The organism is Citrobacter sp. CtB7.12 (assembly GCF_001297795.1).
In the GTDB taxonomy this organism is placed as follows: Bacteria; Pseudomonadota; Gammaproteobacteria; order Enterobacterales; family Enterobacteriaceae; genus Citrobacter_A; species Citrobacter_A amalonaticus.
This window is the reverse complement of the sequence record NZ_LIFT01000028.1, coordinates 23,967-36,590: the sequence shown is the minus strand read 5'-3', so window position 1 is coordinate 36,590 and position 12,624 is coordinate 23,967. Positions and strand designations below refer to the sequence as shown.

Genomic DNA, 12,624 nt, shown 5'->3' with positions numbered 1-12,624 from the left:
GAAACATCTTCGGGTTGTGAGGTTAAGCGACTAAGCGTACACGGTGGATGCCCTGGCAGTCAGAGGCGATGAAGGACGTGCTAATCTGCGAAAAGCGTCGGTAAGGTGATATGAACCGTTATAACCGGCGATGTCCGAATGGGGAAACCCAGTGCAATTCGTTGCACTATCGTTAACTGAATCCATAGGTTAACGAGGCGAACCGGGGGAACTGAAACATCTAAGTACCCCGAGGAAAAGAAATCAACCGAGATTCCCCCAGTAGCGGCGAGCGAACGGGGAGCAGCCCAGAGCCTGAATCAGCATGTGTGGTAGTGGAACGGTCTGGAAAGGCCGGCGATACAGGGTGACAGCCCCGTACACAAAATTGCATGTGCTGTGAGCTCGATGAGTAGGGCGGGACACGTGGTATCCTGTCTGAATATGGGGGGACCATCCTCCAAGGCTAAATACTCCTGACTGACCGATAGTGAACCAGTACCGTGAGGGAAAGGCGAAAAGAACCCCGGCGAGGGGAGTGAAAAAGAACCTGAAACCGTGTACGTACAAGCAGTGGGAGCCTCTTTAATGGGGTGACTGCGTACCTTTTGTATAATGGGTCAGCGACTTATATTCTGTAGCAAGGTTAACCGAATAGGGGAGCCGAAGGGAAACCGAGTCTTAACTGGGCGTTAAGTTGCAGGGTATAGACCCGAAACCCGGTGATCTAGCCATGGGCAGGTTGAAGGTTGGGTAACACTAACTGGAGGACCGAACCGACTAATGTTGAAAAATTAGCGGATGACTTGTGGCTGGGGGTGAAAGGCCAATCAAACCGGGAGATAGCTGGTTCTCCCCGAAAGCTATTTAGGTAGCGCCTCGTGAATTCATCTCCGGGGGTAGAGCACTGTTTCGGCTAGGGGGCCATCCCGGCTTACCAACCCGATGCAAACTGCGAATACCGGAGAATGTTATCACGGGAGACACACGGCGGGTGCTAACGTCCGTCGTGAAGAGGGAAACAACCCAGACCGCCAGCTAAGGTCCCAAAGTCATGGTTAAGTGGGAAACGATGTGGGAAGGCTCAGACAGCCAGGATGTTGGCTTAGAAGCAGCCATCATTTAAAGAAAGCGTAATAGCTCACTGGTCGAGTCGGCCTGCGCGGAAGATGTAACGGGGCTAAACCATGCACCGAAGCTGCGGCAGCGACACTAAGTGTTGTTGGGTAGGGGAGCGTTCTGTAAGCCTGTGAAGGTGTGCTGTGAGGCATGCTGGAGGTATCAGAAGTGCGAATGCTGACATAAGTAACGATAAAGCGGGTGAAAAGCCCGCTCGCCGGAAGACCAAGGGTTCCTGTCCAACGTTAATCGGGGCAGGGTGAGTCGACCCCTAAGGCGAGGCCGAAAGGCGTAGTCGATGGGAAACAGGTTAATATTCCTGTACCAGGTGTTACTGCGAAGGGGGGACGGAGAAGGCTATGTTGGCCGGGCGACGGTTGTCCCGGTTTAAGCGTGTAGGTGTGTGTTCCAGGTAAATCCGGTTCACTTTAACACTGAGGCGTGATGACGAGGCACTACGGTGCTGAAGTGACAAATGCCCTGCTTCCAGGAAAAGCCTCTAAGCATCAGGTAACATCAGATCGTACCCCAAACCGACACAGGTGGTCAGGTAGAGAATACCAAGGCGCTTGAGAGAACTCGGGTGAAGGAACTAGGCAAAATGGTGCCGTAACTTCGGGAGAAGGCACGCTGATATGTAGGTGAAGCGATTTACTCGTGGAGCTGAAATCAGTCGAAGATACCAGCTGGCTGCAACTGTTTATTAAAAACACAGCACTGTGCAAACACGAAAGTGGACGTATACGGTGTGACGCCTGCCCGGTGCCGGAAGGTTAATTGATGGGGTTATCCGTAAGGAGAAGCTCTTGATCGAAGCCCCGGTAAACGGCGGCCGTAACTATAACGGTCCTAAGGTAGCGAAATTCCTTGTCGGGTAAGTTCCGACCTGCACGAATGGCGTAATGATGGCCAGGCTGTCTCCACCCGAGACTCAGTGAAATTGAACTCGCTGTGAAGATGCAGTGTACCCGCGGCAAGACGGAAAGACCCCGTGAACCTTTACTATAGCTTGACACTGAACACTGGTCCTTGATGTGTAGGATAGGTGGGAGGCTTTGAAGCGCGGACGCCAGTTCGTGTGGAGCCATCCTTGAAATACCACCCTTTAATGGCTGGTGTTCTAACGTGGGCCCGTAATCCGGGTTGCGGACAGTGTCTGGTGGGTAGTTTGACTGGGGCGGTCTCCTCCTAAAGAGTAACGGAGGAGCACGAAGGTTAGCTAATCCTGGTCGGACATCAGGAGGTTAGTGCAAAGGCATAAGCTAGCTTGACTGCGAGCGTGACGGCGCGAGCAGGTGCGAAAGCAGGTCTTAGTGATCCGGTGGTTCTGAATGGAAGGGCCATCGCTCAACGGATAAAAGGTACTCCGGGGATAACAGGCTGATACCGCCCAAGAGTTCATATCGACGGCGGTGTTTGGCACCTCGATGTCGGCTCATCACATCCTGGGGCTGAAGTAGGTCCCAAGGGTATGGCTGTTCGCCATTTAAAGTGGTACGCGAGCTGGGTTTAGAACGTCGTGAGACAGTTCGGTCCCTATCTGCCGTGGGCGCTGGAGAATTGAGGGGGGCTGCTCCTAGTACGAGAGGACCGGAGTGGACGCATCACTGGTGTTCGGGTTGTCATGCCAATGGCACTGCCCGGTAGCTAAATGCGGAAGAGATAAGTGCTGAAAGCATCTAAGCACGAAACTTGCCCCGAGATGAGTTCTCCCTGACCCTTTAAGGGTCCTGAAGGAACGTTGAAGACGACGACGTTGATAGGCCGGGTGTGTAAGCGCAGCGATGCGTTGAGCTAACCGGTACTAATGAACCGTGAGGCTTAACCTTACAACGCCGAAGCTGTTTTGGCGGATTGAGAGAAAATTTTCAGCGTGATTACAGATTAGATTAACCGGCGAAAGGCGGGTTAATAAACAGAATTTGCCTGGCGGCTGTAGCGCGGTGGTCCCACCTGACCCCATGCCGAACTCAGAAGTGAAACGCCGTAGCGCCGATGGTAGTGTGGGGTCTCCCCATGCGAGAGTAGGGAACTGCCAGGCATCAAACAAGTGAAGAGCCCATCCTGACGGATGGGCTTTTTGCGTTTCTGGATCACCGAATTTTGTAGGCCGGGTAAGGCGAAACCGCCACCCGGCAAGTCGTCAAATCGCACACCACGCCACAATAAACTTCGCAATCACATCTACATCATTTAAATCCAGCACCGGAACGTCAAGCGGCAATACAACATCACTGGCTACCGCAATCACATGCTCATCCAGCGTTAATTCGCTGAAATCATGCCCTGCATCGCTTCTGAACAGCAGGATCTTAGGCACGGCCTCATGCTTAAATCCCTCAACCAGCACCAGATCCAGCGTGGCATGATCCATCCTGCTGACCAGGTACGCCAGATTCAGTTCGGGTTCTTCAGGTGTCTCAGTCATTAATGCCCAACGTTGCTGACTGGCGACCAACGTTTGCGCCGCTCCTGCTTTGCGTAGCTCGTAGCTGTCTTTGCCTGGCTTATCCACATCCATATCATGATGCGTATGTTTGATAAGTCCGGGGCGGATCCCGGCGGCGCACAGCGCCGGGATTAGCTTCCTGAGCAGTGTCGTTTTTCCCGTTCCGCTCCACGCGGCGATAGCCAGTAGAGGGATCATGGTTTTTCCTGCCATTTATCAAGCTCCTCAAGGGTATTCACATTCACAAACGCTTCCTTGCAGTCGCTGAAGTCAACGGCATGCCCACCTGCCTGACGCATAAAAACCATGACCCGCCGCTCGCCAGACTGTAAATAGCGCTGCAAAAATGGCTGGACTGAACGGTGAACCAGCGCAATGGTGGGATGATCGCGCTCTCCATCATGCACCCATACCACCGGTGCCTGATTGCACCGGGCACGTAAGCGGGCTGCCAGCGTCTGCGGGATAAAAGGGGTATCACAGGGGCAGAACAGAAACCAGTCGCCCGCCTCCTGTTGGAAAACAGAAAGCATGCCCGCCAACGGGCCGGGAAAATCCGCCATCACATCTGAAATGACTTTCAGGCCACCCGAGCGATAAATTTCCTGATGCCGATTGGCATTCACAACCACCGTTTCCAGTTGGGATAACAGCGTATCGGCGACATGTTTCCACAGCGGTTTCCCTTTAAGCTCAAGCAAGCCTTTATCAATGCCCCCCATTCGCCTGGCCTTTCCGCCAGCCAGTACAACCCCTGTTATTGCACTATCCTGATTCACTGATATCGCCTCTTTTATTGTGGGATTGACCCTGCTAACGTGTCTGTCTCAAGAGTAAGGAGCATGACCATGAAATGTAAACGCCTGAATGAAGTTATTGAACTCCTCCAGCCAGCCTGGCAAAAAGAGCCCGACCTTAACCTGATGCAATTTTTGCAGAAACTGGCGAAAGAGTCAGGTTTTGACGGTGAACTGGCGGATTTAACCGACGACATTCTGATCTATCACCTGAAAATGCGCGACTCTGCAAAAGACGCGGTTATTCCCGGTATTCAGAAAGATTACGAGGAAGATTTCAAGACGGCGCTGTTGCGCGCTCGTGGCGTAATTAAAGAGTAAAAGCTTGTAAGCGGGGCCACCGAAGCTGTTATGAAATGATATCCTGAATCATTCGACGTATTTTCCGGATGATGGGATGAATAACAACACTTTCAATTTCCAGACATTACACCCGGATACCATCATGGATGCGCTGTTTGAGCAGGGGATCCGGGTGGATTCTGGTCTTACCCCGCTTAACAGCTATGAAAACCGTGTCTATCAGTTCCAGGATGAAGACCGTCGGCGTTTTGTCGTTAAATTTTATCGCCCTGAGCGCTGGTCAGTTGATCAGATCCTGGAAGAGCATCAGTTTGCGATTGAGCTGCTTGAGGATGAAGTCCCGGTTGCTGCGCCGTTGGCTTTTAATGGTCAGACGCTATTATCGCATCAGGGGTTCCACTACGCGATTTTTCCAAGTGTAGGAGGTCGACAGTTCGAAGCGGACAATATCGATCAAATGGAAGCGGTGGGCCGTTATCTGGGGCGTCTTCATCAGACCGGCCGTAAGCAGCCATTTACCTGGCGACCGACCATCGGGCTGGACGAATACCTCGTCGAGCCGCGTAAACTCTTCGAGCACGCCCAACTCATTCCGTCCGCACAAAAGGCCGCATTTCTGAAAGCGACGGATACACTGATTGCGGCCGTCACTGAGCGGTGGCATACAAATTTTGACAGCCTTCGTCTACATGGCGACTGCCACGCTGGAAATATCCTCTGGCGCGAGGGGCCGCTGTTTGTCGATTTAGATGATTCCCGCAACGGTCCTGCCATTCAGGATCTGTGGATGCTTCTTAATGGTGATAAAGCTGAGCAACGTATGCAGCTTGAAACGATTATTGAAGCTTATGAAGAAGTTAGTGAGTTCGAAACATCTGAAATTGAACTGATTGAACCTTTACGTGCTATGCGTTTGGTTTATTATCTTGCCTGGCTGATGCGTCGTTGGGACGATCCTGCGTTTCCTAAAAACTTCCCGTGGTTAACTGGGGAAGATTACTGGCAACGACAGACCGCGACATTTATCGAGCAGGCAAAAGTCCTGCAAGAACCCCCATTACAATTAACACCCATGTATTAATCGGAGACGTAATCATGAAAAAGATTTGGCTGGCGCTGGCTGGTATGGTTTTAGCTTTTAGCGCATCGGCAGCGCAATTCGAGGATGGTAAGCAGTATACCACCCTGGAAAAGCCCGTTGCCGGTGAACCGCAGGTGCTGGAGTTCTTCTCTTTCTATTGCCCACACTGCTACCAGTTTGAAGAAGTCCTTCATGTTTCTGAGAATGTGAAGAAAAAACTTCCTGAAGGCGTCAAAATGACCAAATACCACGTTGAGTTCCTGGGCCCGTTGGGCAAGGATCTGACGCAAGCGTGGGCCGTCGCGATGGCACTGGGCGTAGAAGATAAAGTGACTGTGCCGATGTTTGAAGGGGTACAGAAAACCCAGACCGTGCAGAGCGTTGCAGATATCCGTAAAGTGTTCGTGGATGCCGGTATTAAAGGCGAAGATTACGATGCCGCGTGGAACAGCTTTGTCGTGAAATCACTGGTTGCGCAGCAGGAAAAAGCTGCTGCCGATCTGCAACTGCAGGGCGTGCCGGCGATGTTTGTTAACGGTAAATATCAGGTGAATCCGCAGGGCATGGATACCAGCAGCATGGATATCTTTGTTCAGCAATATGCTGACACGGTGAAATACCTGGTCGGTAAGAAATAAAAGCAGCGCCGGTCAGTGACCGGCGTTTTTAGTTGTCGCTTTAATCTCTTCTATTAACACGTCTTTTTCGCTCCATAGCGTATTCAGCCATAGCTGGAAACGACGCTTAAATCCTTTATCGTTAACGTAGTCGCCGTGCAGTTCTTCCTGAATGGGTTGCATGTCCACGCGAACCACTATGCGCGTGAGTTTCCCGCTCAGCATATCGAAGAAGGGCGTACGGTCGTTTTCCGGATAGCACAGCGTAACATTAAGTAATTTATCGAACTGCGAACCTAACACATTCAGCGCCATCGCAATGCCCGCCGCCTTTGGTGGCAACAGGTGTTGATACGGCGAGCGGGTCTGCTGACGTTTTTCTTCGGTAAAGCGGGAGCCCTCGACGAAATTAACGATCGTGGTGGGATGCGCGCGGAATTTCTCGCAGGACCGACGGGTAGTCTCGACATCTTTACCGCGGCGTTCCGGGTGGCGCAGGAGATAAGCGCGCGAATAGCGCTTCATAAATGGCATATCCAGTGCCCAGCAGGCGAGGCCGATAAAAGGTACCCAGGCCAACTGTTGCTTAAGGAAGTACTTGTTCATAGGAATGTGCTTGCGAAAGAGTACGCACAGTACCACGATGTCCGCCCAGCTGTGATGATTACACACCAGCAGATACCAGTTTTTCTTGCTCAGTCCTTCCAGGCCCTGCACATCCCATTTCAGCCATGGATTGAGATGCAACAGCAGGGCGAGGCCTTCACACCAGCAATACATCATGAAATTACAAAACAGAGATACCTTGCGCCAGACGAACGGAACGGGCAGCAGGAGCTTTACCAGTCCGGCCAGAATGATCGGTACGGAGCACAAAATTGTGACCACAATGGTCAATGCAATGCTCAGCAACAGGGTGACTGTAGCGAGTAATCTCGCCATGATTAAATTATTCAAAGGATTAGCCATAAACAGTACGCTAAAGTCGCGCAAGGGGGCTGATTTTATCAGAAAATGACTCAAATGACGGTTCTTCGCGACAGAGAAAAACACGCCATATCTATCCACATTCAGTAATTCAATGAAAACATAAAGGGTTTATTCTGTCGTTTTTCTAATTAATTGAATTTAAAGAATATTATAAATGATGGTTAACGCATCGTTTTGAAATTAATGCGATGAAAATTAATTATTCACAAAGTTATCCACAGGCGGCTTTGCGAGCGATCCAGAAGATCTGCAAAAGAATTACGACAAATGTGGTGAAAAACTCATGTTTTCATCCTGTCTGTGGCATCCTTTATCCATAATCTGATAAACAGGCACGGACATTATGGTTCAGATCCCAGAAAACCCACTTATCCTTGTAGATGGCTCCTCTTATCTCTATCGCGCATACCATGCGTTTCCGCCGCTGACCAACAGCGCAGGCGAACCGACAGGCGCGATGTACGGTGTCCTCAATATGCTGCGCAGCCTGATCATGCAATATCAGCCAACGCATGCCGCAGTGGTATTTGATGCCAAGGGTAAAACCTTCCGTGACGAATTATTCGAGCATTACAAATCGCATCGCCCGCCGATGCCGGACGATCTGCGGGCGCAGATCGAACCGCTGCATGCCATGGTGAAGGCGATGGGGCTACCGCTGCTGGCTGTATCTGGCGTGGAGGCGGACGATGTTATTGGTACCCTGGCGCGTGAGGCAGAAAAAATGGGGCGCCCGGTGCTGATCAGTACCGGCGATAAAGACATGGCCCAACTGGTCACGCCAAATATCACACTCATCAATACCATGACCAACACCATTCTTGGTCCAGATGAGGTGGTGACAAAATACGGCGTGCCGCCGGAACTGATCATCGATTTCCTGGCGCTAATGGGCGATTCCTCCGATAACATTCCGGGCGTACCGGGGGTCGGGGAAAAGACCGCGCAGGCATTGCTACAGGGGCTGGGTGGCCTGGATACTCTTTATGCTGAGTCCGATAAAATTGCCGGGTTGACGTTCCGCGGTGCGAAAACTATGGCGGGTAAACTTGAGCAAAACAAAGAGGTGGCATACCTCTCCTATAAACTGGCGACGATCAAAACAGACGTTGAGCTGGAACTGACCTGCGAACAACTGGAAGTGCAACAACCCCAGGCTGACGAACTGGTTGGGCTGTTTAAAAAGTATGAATTCAAGCGCTGGACCGCTGATGTCGAAGCGGGCAAGTGGTTACAAGCAAAAGGGGCAAAACCGGCGGTAAAACCGCAGGAAACGATTGTCATTGATGAAGCCCCGGAAGAAGCCGCTGTCGTACTTTCTTATGAGAATTACGTGACCATTCTCGATGAAGCGACGCTGGAAACGTGGATTGCGAAGCTGAAAAAAGCGCCAGTGTTTGCCTTCGATACCGAAACCGACAGTCTGGATAACATCTCCGCCAACCTGGTAGGGCTCTCATTCGCTATTGAGCCGGGAGTGGCGGCTTATGTGCCAGTGGCGCATGACTATCTGGATGCGCCGGATCAAATCTCCCGCGACCGTGCGCTGGCGATGCTCAAGCCGCTCCTGGAAGATGAAAACGCGCGTAAGGTCGGGCAAAATCTCAAGTACGATCGCGGCATTCTGGCGAATTATGGTATCGAACTGCGCGGCATCGCTTTTGATACCATGCTCGAGTCGTACATTCTGAACAGCGTTGCCGGACGTCACGATATGGACAGTTTGTCCGATCGCTGGCTGAAACATAAAACCATCACTTTTGAAGAGATTGCGGGTAAAGGGAAGAACCAACTAACCTTTAATCAGATTGCGCTGGAAGAGGCGGGACGTTACGCGGCAGAAGATGCCGATGTCACCTTACAGCTGCATCTGAAAATGTGGCCAGAGCTGCAGCAGCACAAAGGGCCGCTGAACGTCTTTGAAAACATCGAAATGCCACTGGTACCGGTGTTATCTCGTGTAGAGCGTAACGGTGTGAAGATCGACCCCGCGGTGCTGCACAAGCACTCCGAGGAGATCACGCTCCGTCTGGCGGAGCTGGAACAGAAAGCCCATGAGATTGCAGGAGAAGTATTTAACCTTTCTTCAACCAAGCAGTTGCAGACGATCCTATTCGAAAAACAGGGCATTAAGCCGCTGAAGAAAACCCCAGGCGGCGCGCCGTCAACCTCTGAAGAAGTGCTGGAAGAACTGGCGCTGGATTACCCGCTACCTAAAGTGATTCTTGAGTATCGCGGTCTGGCGAAGCTGAAATCGACCTACACCGACAAACTCCCGCTGATGATTAACCCGAAAACCGGGCGTGTGCACACCTCTTATCATCAGGCCGTGACCGCGACGGGCCGTTTGTCATCGACCGATCCGAACCTGCAAAACATTCCGGTACGTAATGAAGAAGGGCGTCGTATCCGCCAGGCATTTATCCCGCCGAAGGATTACCTGATTGTTTCTGCGGACTATTCGCAGATTGAATTGCGTATTATGGCGCACCTTTCACGCGACAAAGGGCTGCTGATGGCGTTTGCCGAAGGGAAGGACATTCACCGCGCCACTGCCGCCGAAGTGTTTGGTCTGCCGCTGGAGACCGTGACCAGCGAACAGCGTCGCAGCGCGAAAGCGATCAACTTTGGTCTGATCTACGGTATGAGTGCGTTCGGTCTGGCGCGCCAGTTGAACATTCCGCGTAAAGAAGCGCAGAAATACATGGACCTCTATTTTGAACGTTATCCCGGCGTGCTGGAGTATATGGAACGCACTCGCGCTCAGGCAAAAGAGCAGGGCTACGTTGAAACGCTGGAAGGCCGTCGTCTCTATCTGCCGGATATTAAATCCAGCAACGGCGCGCGTCGAGCGGGTGCGGAGCGTGCGGCGATTAACGCCCCGATGCAAGGAACCGCTGCCGATATTATCAAACGGGCGATGATTGCGGTCGATGGCTGGCTGGAAATGGAAAAACCGCGCGTGCGTATGATCATGCAGGTACACGATGAACTGGTGTTTGAAGTACACAAAGACGACCTGGACACGGTAGCGAAAAAGATCCATCAGTTGATGGAGAACTGCACACGCATTGATGTACCGCTGCTGGTGGAAGTTGGAAGTGGTGAAAACTGGGATCAGGCGCACTAAGTGCTCGCGAGATAACGCGCTTTTTTCGTAATTAAGCAACATAAGTGCGCGATTTTTGTGATGGGTATTGGAATTCCCTATGTAAAGAATGAAAAAAAATTACAAAAAGTGCTTTCTGAGCTGCTCAAAAAAGAGTAAAGTTATTCGCGTAGGGTACAGAGGTAAGATGTTCTATCTTTCAGACCTTTTACTTCACGTAATCGGATTTGGCTGAATATTTTAGCCGCCCCAGTCAGTTTCTGACTGGGGCGTTTTTTATGGGCGAAAGATAGGGTCGGCGTGCCAGACCGGATAAGACGCACCGCGTCGCTATCCGGCGTCGCGATGAATTACTCCCCGCCCTGATCCTCTTCCACCGGCGCCAGTTCGTTAAACCAACTGTCCAGCTTCTGCCGTAATTTATCCACGCCCTGCTTTTTCAGCGATGAGAAGGTCTCAACCTGCACATCGCCGTTAAAGGCTAATACCGCTTCACGGACCATATTCAGTTGGGCCTTACGCGCCCCGCTCGCCAGTTTGTCCGCTTTCGTCAGCAGCACCAGAACCTGGATGTTGCTCTCGACGGCCCACTGGACCATCTGCTGGTCAAGATCTTTTAGCGGGTGGCGAATATCCATCAGCACCACCAGTCCCTGCAGGCTCTGGCGTTTTTCCAGATATTCACCCAGCGCGCGTTGCCACTTGCGCTTCATCTCTTCCGGCACTTCGGCGTAACCATAGCCGGGCAGGTCAACAAGGCGTTTGCCGTCGACCACTTCAAACAGGTTAATCAATTGAGTGCGGCCAGGCGTTTTCGAAGTCCGCGCCAGGCTCTTCTGATTGGTCAGCGTATTCAGCGCGCTGGACTTACCTGCGTTGGAACGGCCAGCAAATGCCACTTCAATCCCCGTATCGGAAGGTAAATGGCGAATATCAGGCGCGCTCATCACAAAGTGCGTCTGTTGATAATTCAGGTTAATCAAAGCGGTCGTCTCCGTCAGTCAAAGCTTTGCCGCGATTATACCTGAACAGGAGCAAAAGACTGATTTTTCGACATGGGTCTGTTGTGAGTAAAAACCCTGCATATTGTGAGACATTGCCGATTGTTCTTATACGAAATTTCAGAGTAATTGCAGAGAAAATAATTAAATAAATCAACTAAATCATACTATTAAAAGGTATGTAATATTCTGAAAATGGCTGAACTGTGCGGCCAACGACTTGTTACTTTACTCCAAAAGAGTAGAGTAACCCCCATAGCGAGGATAGCTGTACAGGAAGACGACTCAGGATGAGGGTCAGGAGCGCCAGGAGGCGAAGACACAGGATTGTCAGGATGACAGACGTTCGGAGACGTTGGTATACGGAAACGGAAAAGACACGGAATGTTCCAGGCTGACGGAAAAACAGGGTGCGTTGATAGCCGACAGGGAATGTAGGACCCGTTCAGGGTTGTGAGTAAGGTGAAAAGGCGACAGAGCAATCTGTCGCCTTTTTTCTTTATTTCTGCTAGATTCCGGCGCAATTATATACTGAATAAAACAGCCAAAGACGAATCACTATGAAATCCACTTCTACACCACGCGGCAAAGGCCCTGCAAAGGCACGCCGTAAAACCCGCGAAGAGCTGAATCAGGAAGCTCGTGACCGCAAGCGTCAGAAAAAACACCGTGGACACGCGGCGGGTAGCCGTGCGACCGGTGGTGACGCGGCGTCAGGCGGTAAAAACAAGAACCAACAGAAAGATCCACGCATCGGCAGTAAAACCCCTATTCCATTGGGCGTGACCGAAAAAGTCACCAAACAGCACAAACCGAAGAGCGAGAAACCTATGCTTTCACCGCAGGCTGAGTTGGATTTACTGGAAACAGATGAGCGCCTGGATGCGCTGTTAGAACGTCTTGAAGCAGGCGAAACCTTGAGCGCGGAAGATCAGTCCTGGGTGGATGCCAAACTGGATCGCATCGATGAACTGATGCAGAAGCTGGGCCTCTCCTACGATGATGACGAAGAAGAGGAAGATGATGAGAAGCAGGAAGATATGATGCGCCTGCTGCGTGGCGGTAACTAACGGTTTACACCGTGGGCCTGCCCGTCCTGCTTATAACCCTTCCGGTTATATGTTATCTGGTGTGGTTATTCGTTAAACTACAGCGGTTGTCGCGGCGACAGAAGTGGCT

General features: G+C 51.5%; 9 protein-coding genes, 2 rRNA genes and 1 pseudogene. 8 read left to right on the top strand and 4 right to left on the bottom strand.

Features of this window, described 5'->3' with window-relative positions:
- Positions 1–20 precede the first annotated feature (20 nt).
- Both AOY24_RS21975 and rrf read left to right on the top strand, forming a co-directional pair.
- A 23S ribosomal RNA gene (locus AOY24_RS21975) occupies positions 21–2,927 on the top strand.
- A gap of 96 nt (positions 2,928–3,023) precedes the next feature.
- A 5S ribosomal RNA gene (gene rrf, locus AOY24_RS21970) occupies positions 3,024–3,139 on the top strand.
- Between the two features lie 102 nt (positions 3,140–3,241).
- On the opposite strand, the gene mobB is transcribed toward rrf, so the two are convergent.
- The gene (gene mobB / locus AOY24_RS21965; protein ID WP_046401649.1) at positions 3,242–3,745 is read right to left on the bottom strand and encodes a molybdopterin-guanine dinucleotide biosynthesis protein MobB; all 504 of its coding nucleotides are present in this window, start codon (positions 3,743–3,745) and stop codon (positions 3,242–3,244) included.
- A complete protein-coding gene (gene mobA / locus AOY24_RS21960) occupies positions 3,742–4,326 on the bottom strand; it encodes a molybdenum cofactor guanylyltransferase MobA (protein ID WP_042998840.1) in 585 nt (194 codons plus the stop codon). Before mobA ends, mobB begins: the two co-directional genes overlap by 4 nt.
- Before the next feature lie 69 nt (positions 4,327–4,395).
- On the opposite strand from mobA, the gene AOY24_RS21955 reads away from it, so the two are divergent.
- The 3 genes from AOY24_RS21955 to dsbA all read left to right on the top strand — a co-directional run bounded on the left by AOY24_RS21955 (position 4,396) and on the right by dsbA (position 6,366).
- A complete protein-coding gene (locus tag AOY24_RS21955) occupies positions 4,396–4,665 on the top strand; it encodes a YihD family protein (protein WP_042325406.1) in 270 nt (89 codons plus the stop codon).
- 76 nt (positions 4,666–4,741) lie between these two features.
- On the top strand, positions 4,742–5,728 hold the full coding sequence (locus tag AOY24_RS21950; protein ID WP_044265132.1) for a serine/threonine protein kinase: 987 nt from the start codon (positions 4,742–4,744) through the stop codon (positions 5,726–5,728).
- A gap of 14 nt (positions 5,729–5,742) precedes the next feature.
- On the top strand, positions 5,743–6,366 hold the full coding sequence (dsbA, locus tag AOY24_RS21945) for a thiol:disulfide interchange protein DsbA (RefSeq protein WP_042325410.1): 624 nt from the start codon (positions 5,743–5,745) through the stop codon (positions 6,364–6,366).
- A gap of 12 nt (positions 6,367–6,378) precedes the next feature.
- On the opposite strand, the gene AOY24_RS21940 is transcribed toward dsbA, so the two are convergent.
- Positions 6,379–7,314 (bottom strand): acyltransferase, encoded by a 936-nt coding sequence (locus tag AOY24_RS21940; RefSeq protein ID WP_043001789.1) that lies wholly within the window; start codon positions 7,312–7,314, stop codon positions 6,379–6,381.
- Positions 7,315–7,678: 364 nt separating this feature from the next.
- On the opposite strand from AOY24_RS21940, the gene polA reads away from it, so the two are divergent.
- Positions 7,679–10,465: a DNA polymerase I gene (polA, locus tag AOY24_RS21935; RefSeq protein WP_054177376.1), complete on the top strand. Its 2,787-nt coding sequence runs from the start codon at positions 7,679–7,681 to the stop codon at positions 10,463–10,465.
- Positions 10,466–10,794: 329 nt separating this feature from the next.
- Here polA and yihA read toward each other — a convergent pair whose 3' ends face one another.
- A complete protein-coding gene (yihA, locus tag AOY24_RS21930; protein ID WP_042998843.1) occupies positions 10,795–11,427 on the bottom strand; it encodes a ribosome biogenesis GTP-binding protein YihA/YsxC in 633 nt (210 codons plus the stop codon).
- 213 nt (positions 11,428–11,640) lie between these two features.
- Here yihA and AOY24_RS25680 point away from each other — a divergent pair.
- Together AOY24_RS25680 and yihI are read left to right on the top strand one after the other, a co-directional pair.
- A pseudogene (locus AOY24_RS25680) lies at positions 11,641–11,902 on the top strand (hypothetical protein).
- 103 nt (positions 11,903–12,005) lie between these two features.
- A complete protein-coding gene (yihI, locus tag AOY24_RS21925; RefSeq protein ID WP_042998845.1) occupies positions 12,006–12,515 on the top strand; it encodes a Der GTPase-activating protein YihI in 510 nt (169 codons plus the stop codon).
- Positions 12,516–12,624: the final 109 nt, after the last annotated feature.